This window comes from Aeromonas sp. 130281 (assembly GCF_056642115.1).
In genome coordinates this window covers 22,042-41,687 of sequence record NZ_JBWVQS010000013.1, presented here as the reverse complement: position 1 = coordinate 41,687, position 19,646 = coordinate 22,042, and the positions used below count along the sequence as shown (strand labels likewise).

Annotated in this window: 12 protein-coding genes; 3 read left to right on the top strand and 9 right to left on the bottom strand. The window is 66.9% G+C overall.

Annotated features, from left to right (window positions below; all coding sequences use genetic code 11):
- Positions 1 to 9 precede the first annotated feature (9 nt).
- Entirely contained in the window at positions 10 to 510 is a 501-nt protein-coding gene (gene tpx / locus AC1IN8_RS20215; RefSeq protein WP_025325781.1) for a thiol peroxidase, read from the bottom strand.
- Between the two features lie 223 nt (positions 511 to 733).
- On the opposite strand from tpx, the gene AC1IN8_RS20210 reads away from it, so the two are divergent.
- Complete coding sequence (locus tag AC1IN8_RS20210; RefSeq protein ID WP_479760371.1) at positions 734 to 3,130, top strand: zinc/cadmium/mercury/lead-transporting ATPase; 2,397 nt, start codon at positions 734 to 736, stop codon at positions 3,128 to 3,130.
- 197 nt (positions 3,131 to 3,327) lie between these two features.
- Here AC1IN8_RS20210 and pulA read toward each other — a convergent pair whose 3' ends face one another.
- Positions 3,328 to 7,392, bottom strand: coding sequence for a pullulanase-type alpha-1,6-glucosidase (gene pulA / locus AC1IN8_RS20205; protein ID WP_479760369.1), 4,065 nt, complete (start codon positions 7,390 to 7,392; stop codon positions 3,328 to 3,330).
- A 266-nt stretch (positions 7,393 to 7,658) separates the two neighbouring features.
- Here pulA and AC1IN8_RS20200 point away from each other — a divergent pair, with 266 nt between their 5' ends.
- A complete protein-coding gene (locus tag AC1IN8_RS20200; protein ID WP_319918065.1) occupies positions 7,659 to 8,072 on the top strand; it encodes a hypothetical protein in 414 nt (137 codons plus the stop codon).
- Between the two features lie 22 nt (positions 8,073 to 8,094).
- Here AC1IN8_RS20200 and dmeF read toward each other — a convergent pair whose 3' ends face one another.
- The gene (gene dmeF, locus AC1IN8_RS20195; protein ID WP_479760367.1) at positions 8,095 to 9,069 is read right to left on the bottom strand and encodes a CDF family Co(II)/Ni(II) efflux transporter DmeF; all 975 of its coding nucleotides are present in this window, start codon (positions 9,067 to 9,069) and stop codon (positions 8,095 to 8,097) included.
- A gap of 71 nt (positions 9,070 to 9,140) precedes the next feature.
- On the opposite strand from dmeF, the gene AC1IN8_RS20190 reads away from it, so the two are divergent.
- Positions 9,141 to 9,416, top strand: coding sequence for a metal/formaldehyde-sensitive transcriptional repressor (locus AC1IN8_RS20190; RefSeq protein ID WP_106884936.1), 276 nt, complete (start codon positions 9,141 to 9,143; stop codon positions 9,414 to 9,416).
- Positions 9,417 to 9,444: 28 nt separating this feature from the next.
- Here the strand turns inward: AC1IN8_RS20190 and bcsC are convergent, their stop codons facing one another.
- From bcsC to bcsR, 6 genes are read right to left on the bottom strand one after another with little or no spacing between them, the layout of a single operon-like run.
- On the bottom strand, positions 9,445 to 12,888 hold the full coding sequence (bcsC, locus tag AC1IN8_RS20185) for a cellulose synthase complex outer membrane protein BcsC (RefSeq protein WP_479760365.1): 3,444 nt from the start codon (positions 12,886 to 12,888) through the stop codon (positions 9,445 to 9,447).
- A complete protein-coding gene (gene bcsZ, locus AC1IN8_RS20180) occupies positions 12,873 to 13,982 on the bottom strand; it encodes a cellulose synthase complex periplasmic endoglucanase BcsZ (RefSeq protein WP_479760363.1) in 1,110 nt (369 codons plus the stop codon). The genes bcsC and bcsZ overlap by 16 nt, the downstream gene beginning before the upstream one ends.
- A 3-nt stretch (positions 13,983 to 13,985) precedes the next feature.
- Positions 13,986 to 16,208: a cellulose biosynthesis cyclic di-GMP-binding regulatory protein BcsB gene (gene bcsB / locus AC1IN8_RS20175; RefSeq protein WP_479760361.1), complete on the bottom strand. Its 2,223-nt coding sequence runs from the start codon at positions 16,206 to 16,208 to the stop codon at positions 13,986 to 13,988.
- Positions 16,208 to 18,775: a UDP-forming cellulose synthase catalytic subunit gene (gene bcsA, locus AC1IN8_RS20170; protein ID WP_342058991.1), complete on the bottom strand. Its 2,568-nt coding sequence runs from the start codon at positions 18,773 to 18,775 to the stop codon at positions 16,208 to 16,210. The genes bcsB and bcsA overlap by 1 nt, the downstream gene beginning before the upstream one ends.
- A complete protein-coding gene (bcsQ, locus tag AC1IN8_RS20165; RefSeq protein ID WP_479760359.1) occupies positions 18,769 to 19,437 on the bottom strand; it encodes a cellulose biosynthesis protein BcsQ in 669 nt (222 codons plus the stop codon). Before bcsQ ends, bcsA begins: the two co-directional genes overlap by 7 nt.
- On the bottom strand, positions 19,434 to 19,634 hold the full coding sequence (gene bcsR, locus AC1IN8_RS20160; protein ID WP_041998134.1) for a cellulose biosynthesis protein BcsR: 201 nt from the start codon (positions 19,632 to 19,634) through the stop codon (positions 19,434 to 19,436). The genes bcsQ and bcsR overlap by 4 nt, the downstream gene beginning before the upstream one ends.
- Positions 19,635 to 19,646 lie beyond the last annotated feature (12 nt).

The window sequence follows — 19,646 nt, the reverse complement described above, 5'->3', positions numbered from 1 at the left end:
AGACGAAACTTACAGGGCGGCCAGGGCGGCGGCGTAGTTCGGCTCGTCGGCCACTTCGGCCACCAGTTCGCTGTGCAGCACCTTGTCGTGCTCATCCAACACCACGATGGCACGGGCAGCCAGGCCTACCAGGGGGCCGGAGGAGAAGGCCACGCCGTAGTCCTGCAGGAAGGAGACGCCACGCAGGGTGGAGAGGTTCACCACCTTGTCCAGACCCTCGGCGCCGCAGAAACGGGCCTGGGCGAACGGCAGATCCGCGGAGATGCACAGCACCACAGTGTTGTTCAGGGCGCTGGCCTGCTCGTTGAACTTGCGCACCGAGGTGGCGCAGGTCGGGGTGTCGACGCTCGGGAAGATGTTCAGGATCTTGCGCTTGCCGGCGAAGGTCGCCAGGGTCGCATCGGACAGATCGCCAGCAACCAGGGAGAAGGGCTTGGCCTGCTCACCGGCAACGGGGAAGTGGCCGGAGACGGAGACGGGGTTGCCTTGCAGGGTGACGGTATTGCTCATGTTAGGTCCTTGATTATCGATGGGGGATCCAGGGTTCCCAGTATAGGCCCAGCGGCAGGGGACAAACACCCGCTAACAAGAGGGATTTGTTGCCATCCTGTCTCGTCCGCCCCGCCGAGGCGGGAAAGAGAAGGTCTTGACCTTGGACTTAACACCAAGGTTTACACTGGGTTCAGACATAGGCGATCCCGCAGGGGCGGGATCCACTCAAGAGGGACTCATCATGAGCAAATCCTGCTGCAGCCATTCCCATGCCGCCCCCATCAAGGCCATCGGCAAGGCCGCCCCCCATCAACACGAGCACGGGCACGACAGCCACTGCTGCGACAAGGTCGCCTCTGCCAGTTGTTGCGCCAGCCCGGCGCCCCAGGATCACCAGGCGCACGGGGTCGACGAGGGGCCCGGGGATGAAGACCCCCCCAGGGGCCATGACGCCGGAGCCAAGCCCTCCCATTCGCACGACCATGAACACCGCGCCCATGGCGCGGCGGCCGAGGGCCCCCTGCCCGCCCCGACCCGCGACAGTCGCCGCCACAGCTGGCAGGTGCTGGGGATGGACTGCCCCAGCTGCGCTCGCAAGATAGAGACGGCCGTCAACCGTGTCGAGGGTGTTACCCAGGCTCGCGTGCTGTTTGCCACCGAGAAGCTGGTGGTGGATCTCGCCCCCGGCCTCTCCCCCGACCCCGTCACCGCCGCCGTGCTGGCCGCAGGCTTCCGGCTCAAGGGCAGCACTCAGGCGACAGAGCGCGATGACAAACGGCTCAGCCCCCTGATGACGCTCCTTGGCAAGTATTGGCAGCCCCTCTCCTTGGCCGCCCTGATGGGGGTGGCCGCCCTGCTGCCGGCCCAGCTCGGCCAGCCGCTCTTTACCCTGGCCACCCTCTGGGGGCTCTGGCCCGTCGCCCGCAAGGCCTGGGCATTGACCAAGAGCGGCTCTCCCTTCGCCATCGAGACCCTGATGACGGTGGCGGCGCTCGGCGCCCTCTTCCTCGGGGAGACCGCCGAGGCGGCCATGGTGCTGCTGCTCTTCATGCTGGGGGAACACCTGGAAGCCTATGCCGCCGGCCGTGCCCGCGCCGGGGTCACCGCCCTGATGGCCCTGGTGCCCGACCAGGCGCTGCGCATTCGTACCACAGTAGAAGGTGACGTACGGGAAGAGGTGGCCGCCGAGATGCTGCGCCCCGGCGACATCATCGAAATCGCCCCGGGCGCCCGCCTGCCCGCAGATGCCCGCCTGCTCGACCCCCTCGGCGCCTTTGACGAGAGCGCCCTGACCGGCGAGTCCATCCCGGTGGAGCGCCGTCAGGGGGACAAGGTGCCGGCCGGCAGTCTGGCGGCGGATCGGGTGCTGCGCCTCGAGGTGGTCTCCGAGCCCGGCAACAACGCCATCGACCGCATCCTGCACCTCATCGAGGAGGCCGAGAGCCAGCGCGCCCCCATAGAGCGCTTCATCGACCGCTTCAGCCGCTGGTACACCCCGGCCATGATGCTGGTCGCCCTGCTGGTGATGCTGGTCCCGCCGCTCGCCTTCGGCCAGGGCTGGGACGAGTGGATCTACCGCGCCCTGGCGCTGCTGCTCATCGGCTGCCCCTGCGCTTTGGTCATCTCCACCCCGGCGGCGGTCACCTCGGCGCTGGCCGCTGCCACCCGGCAGGGGGCCCTGATCAAGGGCGGGGCGGCCCTGGAGCGGCTGGCCCAGATCGATACCGTGGCCTTTGACAAGACAGGCACCCTGACCCTGGGCAAGCCGCAGCTGACCGAGCTTGTCAGCCTCAATGGCCGACCGGAAGGCGAACTGCTGGCGCTGGCCGCCGCCATAGAGCAGGGTTCCCACCACCCCCTGGCCCGCGCCGTGGTAGCTGCCGCGAGCGAGCAGGGGCTGACCCTGGCCAACGCCCGGGATCTGCGTGCCCACCCCGGCATGGGAGTGGAGGGGCGCATCGACGGCGCCCTCTGGCAACTGCTGGCCCCGAGTCGGGTCTCCTCTGTGGACGAGGCGCTCGAGGCACAGATCGCCGCCCTGGAGCGCCAGGGCAAGACGGTGATCCTGCTCTGCCGGATGGGGGAGACGCCCAGTGCCCTGCTGGCGCTGCGGGATCAGATCCGGCCGGACGCGGCTGCGGCACTGCAAGAGCTCAACCAGCTCGGACTGCAGAGCATCATGCTGACCGGGGACAACCCCCGTGCCGCCGAGGCGATTGCCAACGAACTCGGCATGGGCTGGCGCGCCGGCCTGCTGCCGGAAGGCAAGGTGGAGGAGATAAGCCTGCTCGCCAGCAGCCGCAAGGTGGCCATGATAGGGGATGGCATCAACGACGCCCCCGCCATGAAGCGGGCCAGCATCGGCATCGCCATGGGGGGCGGCACCGACGTGGCGCTGGAGACAGCCGACGCGGCCCTGACCCACAACCAGCTCGGCGGGGTCGCCGCCATGATCCGGCTCTCCCGCGCGGCGCTCGCCAACATCCACCAGAATATCGCCCTGGCGCTGGGACTGAAGGCCATCTTCCTGGTCACCAGCCTGCTCGGCATCACGGGCCTGTGGATTGCCGTGCTGGCGGACACCGGCGCCACCGCCCTGGTCACCGCCAACGCCCTGCGCCTGCTGCGCAAGCGCTAAGCCAGCCGTTAACGGCACAGCAAACGGCCGTCCCCAGCGGGACGGCTTTTTATTGCCCGCCCCCCAACGGCGACAGAGAAAAAGCGCAGCTGCCGGTCGGCAGTCGCGCTTTGCTTACTCTCTCGGCTTATCCCACCCTTGGCGAGGTGGAATTCAACCCTGGGCTGCCGAGTCAGTCCCGGGCTCGATAGGAAGGCTTACTTGGGTGTGCACTCCTGGACTATGACGGTGCCCACCTCGCCCGAGGCCTTGGTCGGATCGACCTTGACCAGGAAGCTCCACAGACCCTGGGACAGGGTCATGCTGTTGTTGCCCATGCCGCCATCGCCGTGCTGCAGCGGATAGGACTGCTCTGGCTCCAGGGCAATCAGGGTGCCACCGGCATCCTTGACGAAGAACTGCTTGCTCCAGTTGCCGTCATCGTTGGCAAACTTGAAGTCAAAGCTGCCCGCGTAGTTGAAGGCGGCCTGATAGATGGCGAGGTTGCCCTCCATCCCCTTGTAGCTCAGCTGGTAAGCCGGTTGCGCGTTCCAGTCGCTCAGGCTGCCGCGAACATAGAGCGGGAAGCCCAGCGGGTTGCCCGCCACCGTATCCAGCACCTTGCAGCTCTGCACCGGCTCGGTGTAGCTGACGCTCAGGGTGGGCTTCTCCTTGTTCATGGCGGTAAACACGAACTTGTAGGTGCCCGCCTTGGCCAGATCCAGCCCGATATTGCCGGTATCCCCACCCTTGCAAAGGGTCAGCGGCGTGCCCACCACGAGCTTGTCACCGGCGTTGCAGCTGCCGTAGTTGATGGTCCAGCCTGCGTCGGCCACCTTCAGCTCTGTGTTGCCAAGCTGATCCGTCGTCACGTCGGCGCTGAACTCGTACATGAAGTTGCTGGTGAAGGTCAGCGGGTTCTTGTCCCCGAAGCTGGTGTCCAGGAAGCCCTTCATGAAGAGCGCGGTGTCACCGAAGGGTGGCAATGTGCTCAGATCCGTCTTCTTGCCCACCGGCAGGCCCGCGCCCTGGGCGCCACTCTGCGGCTTGACGAAGACGGCGGCAGACCAGGCTCCCAGCGTCAGCTGGCCGTTGTCGTAGGCGGCGCCACTGGCGATGCTGTCGACCCCGCGATGTTTCCCGCTCAGCACCATGCCGGAGAGATCGATGGGCTGATCGTCGCCGTCACGGAAGTCGCCGATGCTCTGGGGGGCATTGGTGGCGTTGATCATCACCACCAGACCGTCGATGGCGGGATCCAGATCCGCACCGGCCTTGCTGCCATCATCCACGCTCATCACGATGAGGCCCGGGATCTGCTCAGGCCCGGTGTTGCGGAAGTCGACCCGCTTGATCACCTCGGACCCGCTGCCAAGGCGCAGCAGACGGGAGGATTGACGCAGCTCGGAGAGCTCCTGGTAGAAGCTCACCATCTGCACCATCTCGGCCGAGCCCGGCTTGGCGTGCTGGCCGAGCACCTGCTCGATCAGCGCGTAGTTGGCCTCGTCCTTGTCCTTGCGCGGCAAGCCCTTGTCGAAGTTGTTGTCCCCCAGGCTGTAGTCGACGCGGTTATACCAGTCACCCGAGTCGTAGCTGTCCCGCTCCATGGACTTGGAGCGCAGCAGTTCGACCCCGGCGTGGGTGAAGGGGATCCCCTGCCCCAGCATGGCGGTGGCCAGCGACACCCCCTGCATCCGCACCAGATCGGCTCCTGCTGGCGCCTTGTAGACCAGGTTGTCGAACAGGGTCTGGTTGTCGTGCTTGTCGACGTAGTTCTGCACTTCGGTCGGATCCTGGGCATAGCCCGCCGGTTGACCGTTGTAGTCGATGTCGGCCCCCTTCTTCGGCACGCCGTCCTTGTCGGTCAGCACGAACTCCTTGAGGTTGCCCGCCATGCCGAGGCGCACCAGGTCGGACTGATGCAGGGCGGTGGCGAGATCGACGCCGTCCACCTCGTTGACATCCACGAAGGCGCCGTTGCCGAAGCCCTGGGTCTTGCGGATGGCGTCGCCGCCGTCGAACGGGCTGCCGCCGCGCACCGCATCCCGCAGCCGGTCGGAGAAGGAGCCGATGCCGGTGCCGGCCAGGTGCTTCTGGGTCGCCTGCACGAAGCGCTTGTCATCCTGCACTTCGCCGAAGTTCCACCCCTCGCCGTAGAAGTACATGTCCGGATTGACCTTCTTCACCTCGGCCAGGGCCTGCACCATCTGATCTTTCGGGTGGTGGCCCATGAGATCGAAGCGGAAGGCATCGATCTTGTAGTCCCGCGCCCAGGTGACCAGGGAGTCATCCATCAGCTTGGCGAACATGGCGTGTTCCGGCGCCGTGTTGGAGCAGCAGGTGGAGTTCTCCACCGAGCCGGTCTCCGGATTGAGGCGCTGGTAGTACCAGGGCACTATCTTGTCGAGCACGGATTTGGGGCCGAGACCCGCCTCGTTGGTGTGGTTGTAGACCACGTCCATCACCACGTTCATGCCGATGTTCTGCTTGATGGCCTTGACCATCTCGCGGAACTCCTTGATCCGGACCGTCCCCTCCGCATTGGTGGCGTAGGAGCCTTCCGGCGCTGTGTAGTGGTAGGGGTCGTAGCCCCAGTTGAAGGAGTCGACGCCGCGCAGATAGCCGTACAGCTCCTGCACTACCGGGTTCTCCTTGCTGTCGCTGGCCTGCAGATCTTCCAGCACGGACGCTATGGTCTGGCCGCCGCCGCAGTGGCTGGCAAACCTGGAGTTCTTGACCTCGGCATTGACCTCGCACAGCTTGCTGAAGTCGTCGCTTATGTTGGCCACCTTGGCCGGATCCTCGTTGACGGTGGCGATGTCGAACACCGGCAGCAGGTGCAGGTGGCTGACGCCGCTCTTGGCCAGGGATTTCAGGTGGGTGACGGGGACGCTGTCCGTGTCGGTCAGCCCCAGGAACTTGCCGCGGTGCTCGGCCGGGGTGGAGTCGTCGTTGCCGGTCAGATCCCGGACATGGGCCTCATAGATGGTGATGTCGGCGGGATTGGCCTGGCTGTGGGGGGCCTTGAGGCTGTCCCAGCCCTCGGGCTTGAGGGCAGGATCATCGAGATCCACCACCTGACTGAACTCGGAGTTCATGGCCAGGCTCAGGGAGTAGGGATCGGTCACCTGGTAGGATTCCAGCTTGCGACTGACCGGGTGATAGACCTCGACGGCATAGCGATAGTACTTGCCCACCAGGTCGCCGCCCCCCTGCAGGCTCCAGCTGCCGCTGGCCTCATCCTGTGTCATGGCGCGCTCGCCGAGGGAGTTGTGCTGCTCGTCAAACAGTGCCAGCTTGACCGACCTTGCGGTCGGTGCCCAGAGCCGGAAGGTGACATTGCCCCCCTCCACCACGGCGCCGTAGGCCAGCTTGGTGGCAGCCTCGGCGTAGAGGGCATCGAGGGCCCCGGCGCTCTGCACCAGGGTGGCCCCCTGCAGGATGCCGTCCGCATCGGTGCCGATGGCCACCAGCTCACCCTTGAGCAGGGGCTTGAGATCTTTACCGGCGGGCAGGGCGAAGGCGGCCGCATCCTTGAGGTGCGGGTACTTGGCCTGCTGCTCGGCACTGAGGCTGGTCGGGGTCAGCTTGAGGTAGGGGAAATCGAATACCCCATCGCTGTTGGCGGTGATGGTGCCGGACTCTGTGTAGTAGAGGCGCACATAGGGCTTGTCCTTGCCCCCTTGCCAGATCAGGGTGTTGCCGTCGATGAGGTGGGCACTGGCCCCCGCCACGCCGAAGGCGGCGGTGAAGGCCTCGGCACGGCTGCCGAAGATCTCGTTCTTGCCCGCGACTATGGCCACGGTGCGATCCGGGTGATCGCTGAAGATCACCTTCATGTCGCTGCCGGTCAGGTTCGCCAGATCGCCGTTGCGGGCGATGAAGTTGATGCAGCCCTCCATCTTGGCCAGCGGCACCACCCAGGCCGGGCCGAAGCTGTCCGCCGCCGCCGGGGTCTTGCTGACGTCATCCCAGCCTGTGTTGAGTCCGCCCTCCGACGTTGCGCCGCAGGCGTCGTTGTTCCACAGGTGCAGGCTGTGGCTGGCGAAGGGACCTGTGATCCCGCGCGCCGCGCTGCTCTGGGTATCCACCAGGGCGACCACGGCCTGGTCGGGACCGGCCACCAGCAGCTCGGCCGGGGGCTGGACATTGGGAAGGCGCGCGACGGGCTCATCCTGGGGGGTGGGAGGGGTGGAGGGTGAAGAACTGTTGTCGTTACAGCCTGACAAAAGCGCGAGCAGTGAGGCTGTTACCAGCGCCACCTTGGTCTTTTTCATATCCATTTTTTTATAATTCCCGCTGTAGTTGGTCTCGATACTCGAGGTACCCGGTCGTAGCCGAGCGATGCCATATTAATCAGCGGAGATTGTTGTAAATGTGAGCGACTGGGCAAAAAAAACCAACCCGATTCAACAAGATAACGTTTTCATAACGAAAATTGGATCGCGCTCACAGACTCGCCCCCGCTTTGGGCCCATACCAGCAAAGAGAGGGGTTCATGCCGGAAAAATCAATTTCCGATCAAATGGATAGCAAGGAGCCATGGCCTATGAAACGGATCGAGGAGCAGGCAAAGCGGCTGGATCAGGAGTATCAGGGAATTGCCCAGCTGTTCCACCAGTTCTGCCAGCAGGCCGGGGGACTCGCCGAGCAGTATCACTTCTTCAGCTGGCCCGATTATGAAGAGACGCCGCCCCTCTGCCGGGCCTTCACCCTGCTGGGCGAGCCCCGCGAGCTGCGCCTGCGCTGTCAGCCCGGTGAGCGGGGAACCCTGGTCGGCATCATCCAGATCCTGGATGACGAGGGAGAGACCCACGCCAGCCTGGGTTTTCGCGCCGATGGTCACTTGCTGCTGGAACCCGGTCGACTGCTGGATGACCCCCCGGGGTTGCTGCTCAAGTTGATGCTGGGCTCCCTCTGGCAGGATCAGGCCAAGGGGGAACACGAGCGCCCGCCACACTGAGGCCGGGCCCCGGGGCCCGGCCTCATCCCTGCGCTATCTCTATGGTCAGATGCACCAGCTCCTCGTGGATGGCGAGGCGCTCGCGGATCGCCTGTGCCGGGATGGGAACCGCCATCCGCAGGGAGAGCACGGCCGCATACTGCACCTGCCCCACCCGCCAGACGTGCAGATCGCGGATCTCGGCGTCAGGCAGCTCGGCTATCACCTCGCGGATCTCCGCCACCAGGGGAGCGTCCATCTCCGCATCCAGCAACACCCGCCCCGTGTCCCGCAGCAACCCCCGGGCCCAGACCGCCACCAGCACGGCCCCCACCATGCCCATCAGGGGATCCAGCCAGTCGGCGCCCCACAGCATGCCCCCCACCAGCGCCAGGATGGCCAGCACAGAGGTCGCCGCATCCGCCAGCACATGGAGGTAGGCGGCACGCAGGTTGAGATCCTGATGGCCGTGACCCTGGGTGTGAGCATGGGAGTGAGCATCATGGTCGTGACCGTGGTGATGATCGTGATGATCGTGATGATGAGCATGACCGTGGTGATGGCCGTGATCGTCCTTGAGCAGCCAGGCGCAGGCCAGGTTCACCAGCAGGCCGACTGTGGCGATGCCGATCGCCTGCTGATAATGGATAGGGCTGGGATCCAGCAGCCGGGCCACCGACTCGAACAGCATCAGGCCCGCCACCCCCACCAGCAGCAGGGCGCTGCTGAAGCCTCCCAGCACCTCTATCTTCCAGGTGCCGAAGCTGAATCTGTGATCCCGGGCGAAGTGGCGGGCGGCGCGATAGGCCACGACGGAGAGACCGAGGGCCAGGGCATGGGAGCTCATGTGCCAGCCATCCGCCAGCAGCGCCATGGAGTTGTAGAACCAGCCGCCACCTATCTCCGCTACCATCATGACGAGGGTGAGCAGCACAGCCCAGCGGGTCTTCTGTTCCGCCAGCGGATTCCCTTCATGAACGACGGGTTGCTGGCAGTGGGATGAAGCGAGGGATGACATGGATTTCTCCTGAGAGCGACAATGCAATATACTATACCCCAGTATAGTTTTATCGTGCGAGAGGATCCTGCATGTCACACACGGTTCACGACAAGAAGAAGCTGCTGGCCAGGGTCAGACGCATCAAGGGACAGACCGGTGCCCTGGAGAGTGCCCTGGAGCAGGAGACCGACTGCGCCGCCATCCTGCAGCAGATTGCCGCCATCCGCGGCGCCGTCAACGGCCTGATGCTGGAGGTGCTGGAAGGCCATATGCGCGAGCACCTGGGGGCACCGGAGGCGACCCCGGCCGAGCGGCTGGAGGATCTGGATCAGGTGGTGAGGGTGCTGCGCTCCTACCTGAAATAAGGGCGCCCGGGCAAGCCGGGCGCAGGAGTCAGTCGAAGTCCGCGTAGGGGGTCAACGGCCGGGGCGGCATGTCGAGATCCCCCTGCCAGGGCTTGAAGGTGTAGCGCAGGAAGAGGGTGGCATGACTGGGGGCATAGTCATCCGCCTGCTGGATGTCGATCCGCCCCCCGATGCGCCAGTGCTCGGTCAGGCGGTGCTCCACCACGGCATTCAGGGTATAGCCGAAGCCGCTGCTGCTGCCCCCCTGCACCGGTTCGTTCCTGTCCGGCAAACCGGCGGGCAGCAGGCCTTCCAGGGGGTAGCGACGGCTGTCGTCGGTGCGGGAGCGGGACCAGGATCCCGAGCCTCCCAGCTCCCATGACCAGTCGGGGGTGCGCTGCCGGTAGCTGACCGGCACCGAGATCGAGAAGTACCCTTGCGGGCTGTAATAGCCCCCCTGCCCCAGGGTATAGCCGCTCAGATCCTGCTGGTAATGCCACAACATGCTGCTCAGCCCCACGCTGGCCCGGCGGTTCGTCTCGTTGATGAGCTTGTAGTAGCCGCCCCCCATGAGCCGGGTGCGCCAGTTGTCCGGCACGTTCTTGCCCGTCAGCAGGTGTTGCTGGGCACTGCCCCAGAAGCCGACGGCCCCTCCCAGATCATGGCTGAGATCGAGGCGAACCCCGTTCGCCCGCACCCCGCCCCAGCTGATGCCGGTCCCCGGATCCACAGTGCCCGCATAGGAGAGCAGCGAGCTGCTGACGGGCCGCCGGGAGAGGGTGAGCCCCCACCCCAGCTCGCGCCAGTCTCCCGTGACCGTCGCGCCGCCGACCCAGTCCACCACCTCGAAACCGAGGGGCGTGGTACCGAGATCGAAGGCCCAGGCCCCCTTGTGCCAGCCCGCCGCCAGTGTGGTGCCCCGGCTCTGCTGGTGCTCCCCTCCCCGGCAGTCGCGGGCGGCGCAGGTGCCGAACTCCTCCCGATAGGGGGAGGCCGGCAGCTGGCCCGCATCCATGTCCACCAGCTCGAGGCGGCCAAAGGCGGTGCCGCCGGCCAGGGGGGTGTCCAGTTGCATCATCTGGGTCAGGGCCCGCAGATCGGAGACGCCGCCGGTGCCGCTGGATCCCCAGTAGTCGCTGTCGAGGGAGACAGTGGTCTGGCTCTGCCGATAGTGACTGTCCAGATCACCGCGCAGCCCGGAGGCCAGCCACTCCTCGCCGTCGCGGCTGCGGGCAAGCGCGGTCAGGGCGCCCCCATCCAGATCCTCCCCGGGGGCCAGGCCCGCCGCCACCAGTCCCTTGCGATCCCGCGCCAGGGCGCCCTCGGCGTCGCCGTTGGCGAAACGCTGACGGGCGGCATCCCGCCAGAACAGGGCCGTCTGCTGGGAGGCTGGCTGTGTCGACACCAGGGGCTCGTAGCCGGTGAAGATGGCCCGGGCCGTCTCCCCCTCTCCCAGCGCCTGATAGAGGTTTGCCACCCGGCGGTAGTAGTTGAACTCCTCCGGGGGCAAGGGGCTGACCGGCCAGGCCGGCAGCCAGTGGCGAGCCTCTGCCGGATCGCCTCTGGCCTGCGCCAGTTCTGCCATGCCGAGCCTGGCCTCGGGGTGCTGGGGGGCGTGCGCCAGCACAGCGCGGTAATGGCGCTCGGCCCCGGTGACGTCCCCGCGCTCCGCGGCCCATTCGGCCAGCATCAGGGTCACCTCGTCATCGGGCTGTAACGGCTGCAGCAGGCGTTCGGCGCCCGCCTCATCCCCCTGCTGGTGCAATTGCCTGGCGTTGGCCAGCAGCTCACCACGGGCGAGGCGGCGATCCAGCGCCTGCATGTCCGCCGACCAGCGCGTGGCCGGCACCTCGGCCAGCACGGCGCGGGCCTGGGGCGACTGATCCTGCCCCGACAGGTAGAGGGCAGTGGCGTAGCGCAGGCTGTCGTTCTGTGGCTGCGCCGCCAACCGCCCCCGCAGCAGCCGCTCCCCGCCTGCAACATCCCCGAGTCGGGCCTGGGTGGTGGCCACCCGGTAGGCCAGCCAGACATCATCCGGCATCAGCCGCAGCGCCTCCTGGCGCTGGGCCAGGGCCTGGGGCAGCTTGCCGGCCTGGTCGAGCTGATCGGCCTGCTCCTGCAACAGCTCGGCCTTGAGCCGCTTGCCCTCGGCCTGCATGGCCGGGGTGCCGTGTTGATCCAGCAGGGCCAGCGCCCGCGCCGGATCCTGCCCCTTGTAGAGATCGAACAACCGGGCCAGGGCCCGATCACGAGCTCCCGGCATGGCGAAGGCCTTCTGATAGGCAAGCTCGGCCTCGCCGTCGCGATGACGACCCCGCTCGCTGTCCCCCAATCCGAGCCAGGCCTCCGGCTCCTTGCCATCCAGGGCGATGGCGCTGCGATAGCGGGTCGCCGCCACCTCCCATTGCTGCTGCTCCAGGGCCTGGGAGCCCTGGTTGACCAGCAGCCAGTAGCGGTTGGTGGCCAGCAGGCTGGCCCACTTCTCCTTGTCGGTCACATCGGGATGGCGCAGCACCCGCTCGAACTGGGCGATGGCGAGCGCGCGCTGATCGTTGCGGGAATAGGCCTGACCCAGGGCCCCCATAAGTTCGGGATCCCCGGGATTGGCGGCGAGGGCCCGCTGCAGTTCGGCTATGGAGGCTCCGCCGCTGGCGGTACGGGCCAGTGCCAGCTGTCGGGAGCGATAGGCAGGAGAGGCCCACTGCGCCTCCTGGGTGGCGAGCAGCGCCTCGGCCTTGTCGGCCTCCATCTCGGTACCGAAGAGGACTATGTATTGCTTCAACTCGTCGATGCTCCGGGGCCCGACCGGCATGGCCTCGATGTCCGCCAGCCAGATCTCCGCCGCCTCCCCGCGGCTGTTGTCATCCTTCGCCATCTCCCGCAGCAGCCCCAGGGCCTGCTGGCGCCGACCGTCGGCCAGGTAGTGGCGGGCCAGCCCGCTGCGCACCCGTGGCTCACCCGGATATTGCCGGTTCAGGCTCTCCAGCGAGGCCATGCCCTTCGCCTTCATGGCGGGCATGCGCATCTGCAGCAGGGCATATTCCACCGCCACGTCGAGATTCGGGGGCAGATCCCCCACGAACAGGGAGCGATAGAGGCGCTCGGCCTCCTCCAGCCGGCCGGCATTGGTCAGCAGCCGCGCCTGTTGCAGTTGCTGGCGCTGGGCCGAGTCGCTCAGGGCGAGATTGGCCATGCCCTGGCGGTAAATCGGGGAGTCCGGCGCCAGCTTGCCGAGCCGGGCCAGCAGCGCCTTTGCCTCCCTGATCTTGCCCTGACGCAGGGCCTGGCGCGCCTGGGCCGCCAGCAGCTCCGGGTGATTGGGCTCCACCAGGGAGAGGGAGTAGAGGCTGTTGCTGACGAGATCCTCACGCCCGCTGGCCTCCCCTATCCTGACCTGCTCGAGCAGCCAGTCCACCGGCTGCACCGCCCCCAGCGCCAGGTTGCCGCTCATCAGGCAGGCGAGCAGGCAAGCCAGGGTCAATCTGCTTGGCATGACTCGCTCCAGCCTGGCTGCAGGGTGCCGTCCGCTGCGAAGCGATAGCGGCCCTGATCCCAGCCTGCGCCAAACAGGGTCAGGACGCTGCCGTAATAGGCGTCGGCCTGCTCGCCATGCTGTTTCACCTGCTCACGCAGGCTGGCCAGCATCGGCTGCCCCTGGGAGAGGGGCAGCAGGGCGGCGGCAAAGCCGACCGGTCCCCGTCCCTGGGTCTGGCCACTCTGGGTGTCGACCCGCTCGGGGACGACGCCAAGGGCCGCCGTGCTCTCCAGCATGGGGGCGAAGTGCGCCACCAGGGGCCCCTTGGCGGGATCCTCGTCGTTCAGCATGCCGAGCCAGAGGTAGACGCGGATGGCGTCGTAGCTGCCCTGGGGCCCCTTGTCGGCCGTCACCTGCCACCCCTTTTCCCCCTGCCAGTCCACCCAGTCGGGGGCAAAGCCACGGGGAGCGCTCTCCTGCAGCAGCCTCGGCAGTTGTGCGCGCATCTCGCGCCAGGGCCCCTGCAGCGCCGCGAAACGGGCCAGCAGCTGGGGCGGCAGGTAGCTCGGGTTCAGGGTCCAGCGCCCCTCCCCCGTATAGCCGTGGGCGCCGGGCAGCAGCACCGGGCCCAGACCGGGGACGGTGGCGACCTCTTCCCGGGCGATGCGCCGCAACAGCAGGGTGCCGATGGACTCGTAGCTGTGGTTGTCCCACAGGCGCCCCGCCTCGAGCAGGCTGTAGGCTATCCAGAGATCCGAGTCGGACGCGCTGTTCTCATCCAGCACGCCCCAGCTGCCATCCTCCTTCAGGCCCCACAGCCAGGATGGCAGGAAGCCGGTCAGATCCCCCCGGGCGAGCCGCCGCTCGGTCCAGTCGAGCAGGCGGGCGAAGGTCTCCCTGTCGTTGTTGACCAGGGCGAAGAAGAGGCCGTAGCTCTGGCCCTCGGAGGTGGTGATCCGCCGACCGTCGGCCGGGTCTATGACCCTCCCCTCCTCGCTGATGTAGTGCTGGCGAAAATGCTGCCACGCCGGCCAGTCACAGGCCGCCAGGGCAGGCAGGGTACACAGGGCCCAGAGCAGCAGGGCACCACAGGCTTTTTTCATCTGAGTCATCTCTTAATCTTCCTTCAGGCGGCTACGGCTGGCACCGGCCAGCAGCACCCGCAGGCCCCAGCCCAGCACCAGCATGCAGAGCAGCGTCAGTCCGGCGAGGCGCAGCGGGTACTCGGCAAACAGCTGCCAGACTCGCTCCCACCAGGGCAGATAGCCCACCTCATAACGCTCCCCGACCTCCAGGCTCTTCACCCCGGACTCACGGATGATGGCCACAGAGCCCGCGACCTGGCCGCGCAGGGTGGCGTTTTGCAGGGTGTCGTTGAGCAGCCTGACCCCGGCCGGACCGTCGGCCAGCAGGGCCACCAGGCTGCGCTGTTCGTGGGTCGGTGACTGCAGGCCCAGGATGACGGCGATGGCGCGGTTGCCCGTCATGCCGACCCTGGCCTGGGGCTGGCGATCGGCCATGCTGTGCAGCAGATCCCCCTGATGCTGGCGGGTCGGCTCGTTGACCCAGCTGCGGGTGGCCTGCAGCAGGGCGTCTGGCGCCAGATCCCCCTGAAACTCCTCGGGCAGGGTGCCGATGAGCAGGGTATCCAGATCGGCGGTGCGGGCCTGCTCCCAGTCATCCAGGACTCGCAGGGAGAGGGCCGGATAACCGGTCTCGGCCCCGATGGCCCCCGCCGCATCGAGCAATGTGGTGATCTGCGCCGGGTGCGCCCTGGCGGGCATGACCACCTGACTGTCGGCAAGATCCGCCATCCGGCTGAACGGGAAGCCCGCATAGGCGAACGCCTTGAGGTTCGGCATCTCGATGAAGTGGCGATAGCCGCTGAAGTCGATGGTGGAGCCCTCGTCGATGCGCACCTGATGGGCGGGGGGCAGCACCAGATCGCAGCGACCGTTCTCATTGCCCCCCTTCATCTCCCTGGCATATTCAAACGAGAAGCTCAGGCTGTTGGACTGGGTAGTCTTGAGCCCGGGCATGCGCAGCACAGTGGCGTCGTCATCGGCGGCGAACCAGAGCGGCAGGGTGAGCAACTGCTCGCTCTTGGCCTCACCCGGCTCGAGCGGGAACGACTTCATGAACTGGCCGTTGACCGCCACGTCCAGGCGGGAGCCATCCCGCTGGATCGGTGCCGTGTTGTGGTACTTGAGATCCGCCTTGATGCCATTGGCGCCCAGCAGATAGAGATCCGGCGGCAGCCGCAGCGTCAGGCTCATGGGCCAGAGCCGGCTGCCCGTCGCCTGCAGCTGGCCCGGATAGTCCGTCAGCTCGTCGAACCGCATCTTGCGATCGAGCCGCACCCAGTTGGGAGCATCATAAGGCTGGCGCGGGGCCAGGGGTTTCACCTCGTCCACCAGCACGCTCTGGCCGCGCAGCAGCACCTCCCCCTGGGCCAGCCCCTTGGCCGCGGTCAGCAGATCCTGCTGATCCCGTCCCAGGATCAGCAGCAGCTTCACATAGGGGTTGTCGGGAGAGCTGATCATGTCGATGGTGGGCCCCTTCACCTTGGGGTAGTCGACCAGGAAGTCGGGACGGGCGTCGTTGGTGGCGAAGATCACCCCGTTGCGATCCGGCAGCTGGTTGATGAGGACCGGGAAGTGCTGGCCCCGCCACTGGGCCTTGGTGCCGAACCAGGAGGCCAGCACGGCCGCCGCCTGCTGTTGCAGGAGCGGAACTGCGCCGCTGAACACCATGGGCAGGATCAGCTTGCCATTGTCCCGCACGTCGAGGAACGGCATGGGGAAGAAGGAGAGCTCGTTGCGCACCGGCAGGGTCTGCAGTTGCAGGCTCAGCTTGCTGTCCCGGTTGACGTTGAGCCACAGGGTATCGCTCGCCGGGTTCTCGCACACCTTCTGGTAGTGGCCGACGAAGCTCACCTTGATCCGGTTGAAGTCCTTGGCGTAGCGGGGATCCAGCTCGATGCGGGCATGGGTACGCTCCCCCATCTGCTCCTTGGTGAGGGCGGTGACCCCCATCAGCTCGTCATTGAGGTAGACCTTGATCTGGGAGAGCAGCGGCAGCAAGGAGGGGGACGGAGTGAAGTCGAGATCCAGGCTGGCCCGGGTGACCACCTCGTCCCGCCGCACCGTGAAGTCCGCCTGACCGTCAGGGGCATTGCCACGCAGGGAGAGGGTGCCCGGAGAGGAGGACATCTGTTCGAAACTCAGGTCCTGACTGCGCACCGGTGCGGGCACCGGCGGCAAGGGGCCGCTGGCCTCGGCGGCCAGCGCACTCTGCGTCATCAGCAGGAGAGGGATAAGGTAGCGTTGTGGTTTCATCATCCTTTCACTGTCTGTGTGGTCGGAGCCCCGGACCGGAAATCCGGCGAGACGCGACGTGGAACGAAAGAGAGCAGCCAGCGAGCCAGCTTCTCAAGCAGGATACAAACAAAGCCGATGGGTGAGGTGCGCGCCAGGCGCCAGTAGGCTCCCCAGCCGAGCAGCGTGATGTCGAGCAGGCTGTGGAGCGGGCGATCCTTGCCCAGGCGCTGCTGCCACAGGGACCAGGTGTCGGCCCGGGCGAAGGTGCACTGGATGAAGGCGATGTGCTGGGCCTGCTCCATGGGCTCCAGCTCCAGCCCCAGCTTGCGGCCGAACACCCGCTGTACCTTGGCGGCGAAGGCCTGCTCCCGCTGGCCGTGGCGCAGCAGCAGCCAGACCCTCTCCTTGTCGGCCAGGGGCAGGGCGTCCTCGAGCAGGACGCCGACCCCGCCATTGGAGTAGTCCTTGACGGTGCAGGGGTAGAGGTGGCCGTTGGCCAGCTTGATGGCCGCCGGCATCACCATCTCCACCCTGGGGTTGGTGCGCACCTGGCGCGACTCGAACGCAACCGCCAGCGCCCCGCCCAGTATGGTCATGTTGTAGAGGGTCCACAGCATGCTGAGGATCAGGGTCAGCACCTCGTCGGCCGGGCCGGTGCAGATGCGCCAGATGCCGAAGCCCAGCCCGCACAGGTTGAGCAGGATCAGGATCAGATAGGGCCTGGAGACCGACAGATCCAGATACACCTCCTCCGTCATGCCCCCCTTGGCGGTGACGTTGAACTTGCCCTTGTGGGGGGCAAACAGCGCCACCGTGGTCGGCCTGGCTATGTACCAGGCCAGCACTGTCTCGTAGACCTCCCCCCAGAAGGAGTGGCGCACCTTGCCCTGCAGCCGGGAGTTGGTCAGGGCGCTGTGGAAGATGTGCGGCAGCATGTAGAGGGCGATGGCCGCCGCCGGGGCATAGATGATGTAGGCGTGCAGGATCAGGAAGGCGAGTGGCGCCGTCAGGAAGATGAGGCGCGGTATGCCCGACAGGAAGTGCAGCATGGCGTTGAAGTAGCAGAGCCGCTGCCCCAGGTTGAGCCCCTTGCCAAACAGGGGGTTGTCCAGCCGCAGGATCTGCACCATGCCGCGCGCCCAGCGGATACGCTGCCCTATGTGGGCGGAGAGGCTCTCGGTAGCCAGCCCCGCCGCCAGGGGGATGCGGATATAGGCGGAGGTGTAGCCAAGGCGGTGCAGCCGCAGCGAGGTGTGGGCATCCTCGGTGACCGTCTCCACCGCGATGCCGCCGATCTCGTCCAGGGCAGAGCGCTTGATGACGGCGCAGGAGCCGCAGAAGAAGCTGGCGTCCCACATGTCGTTGCCATCCTGTACCAGGCCGTAGAACAGCGCCCCCTCGTTCGGCATCTTGCGAAACCGCTGCAGGTTGTGCTCGAACGGATCGGCGGAGAAGAAGTGATGGGGAGTCTGCACCACCCCCAGCCTGGGATCCCGGTAGAACCAGCCCACCGTCATCTGCAGGAAGGAGCGGGTCGGCAGGTGATCGCAGTCGAAGATGGCGACCAGATCCCCGCTCGCCTGCCTGAGCGCGTAGTTGATGTTGCCGGCCTTGGCGTGCTCGTGGGTCGGCCGCGCCACATAGCGGATCCCCGCCTCTTCGGCGAAGGCGCGAAACGACGCTCTGTCCCCGTCATCGAGCAGCCAGACGGTCAGCTTGTCGGCGGGCCAGTCGAGGGCCAGGGCCGCATAGACTGTACCCTTGACGATGGCGAGATCCTCGTTGTAGGTGGGGATCATCAGATCCACGCTGGGCCACTGTGCCGGATCCGCCGGCAAGGGCGCCGGGGGGCGATTCAGCGGCCAGGCAGTCTGCCAGTAGCCGAGCAGCAGCACTATCCAGGCATAGGTCTCGGCGGCCAGCAGCAAGAGGCCGCAGGTGAGGCTGACGGGATCGAACCAGTCCAGGGTGGAGGTGTAGCGCCACCAGATGTAGCGGCAGGAGACGGTGAGGGAGAGCACCATCATCATCAGCATGGGGTAGCGGCCCGGCACGGCGCGCAGGATGAAGGCCATCCCCATCAGCATGATGACGAACACCAGCTGGGCCTCGAGGGTGAATGGCTGGGTGATGCAGAGCAGGGAGAGGGTGCCGGCCACTGCGCACAGCAGCACGCTCTTCCAGCGCGCCTCCCTGGGGGTGGCCCTGGCCGCCGCCAGCCCCTTCTCTTCCTGCCGGATCAGGAAGCGGCCGAGGGCCTGGGTGCCCCACTGCCAGGCGCGCTGCCAGGAGGCGGGCCAGCGCAGGGGAATCGGCCTGGGACGGCGCACTATGATCCAGAGACTCTGCAACAGGATGCGCAGGGGATCCCCGACCCGGGGCCGAGCCAGCTGGGGATAGAGCCCCTCTGCATGGCTCAGCACCCACTGCCAGCCATGGCGCTCCAGGGGGAACAGGGTCCAGGCCAGCAGCCACACCAGGGTCAGACCGGCGGATCCCAGCCGGGAGCCGCCCTGGCGGCGCAGCCCCTGGTAACGCTGGGAGCACCAGAGGCTCGCCGTCGGCGTCAACAGCCGGGCTAGCATGGGTCGTCGCCCCCGGCGCCCAGGCACCAGCTGGCCAGGGAGGCCAGCTCGTGGGCGATCAGGCTGGTGGGGGCATAGCGGCCCACCGGCTGCTTGGCGGCCATGGCTTCGGCCATCGCCTCGTCCCGGTGCAGCCGCAGGCCGAGCAGGGGCAGGCCGGCCGCCTGCCAGAGATCCAGCAGATCCTGCTGCAGGGCCCGGCGGCTGCTGAACTGGGTCACCAGCAATCGCTCCCCCGCCGCCCAGGCATGGCGATGGAGTCGCACATGGCAGTTGGCATCGGCATTGACTATGGTCAGCAGCCGGCAAGGGAGCGCGGGAACCGGGCCCAGGGGCAGATCCAGCAGCACCAGATCATAACCGTCGAGGGCCTGCAGCCACCCCCCTGCGGATGCCCCCGGCTGGCCGCCATGGGGCAGCAGATCCAGCCCCTCCTCATAGTGATAGAGTGCCGAGCGCCACTCCCGGGCCGGATCCGCCATCCGGCTCCAGCCCCTGGCATCGGCATGGGGCAACCCCAGATGGATGCCAAGCAGGTTGTCATGGCACAGATCCACCGCCAGCACCCTGGCCCCCTGCTCCCGGGCCGCCAGCGCCAGGCCGGCGACGAGGGAGCTGGTGCCCACGCCGCCACGGATCCCTTGCAGGGCAACGCAATTCATTCAGGCCCCCTCATCTCCAGTTCCGCCAGCAGGGGGAAGCGCTCGCGCAAGGCGACGAGCCGCTCCCTGAAGGCGATGTCCTGATAGGAGAGGCTCACGCCGAAGGCCTGCTGCACCATGGCCACATCGCTCATCATGCCGCCTTCGACCGGCACACCGAAGGGGGTGGGCGTCACGGGTCGCCGTTCACTCTGCATCTCAGCCTCCGG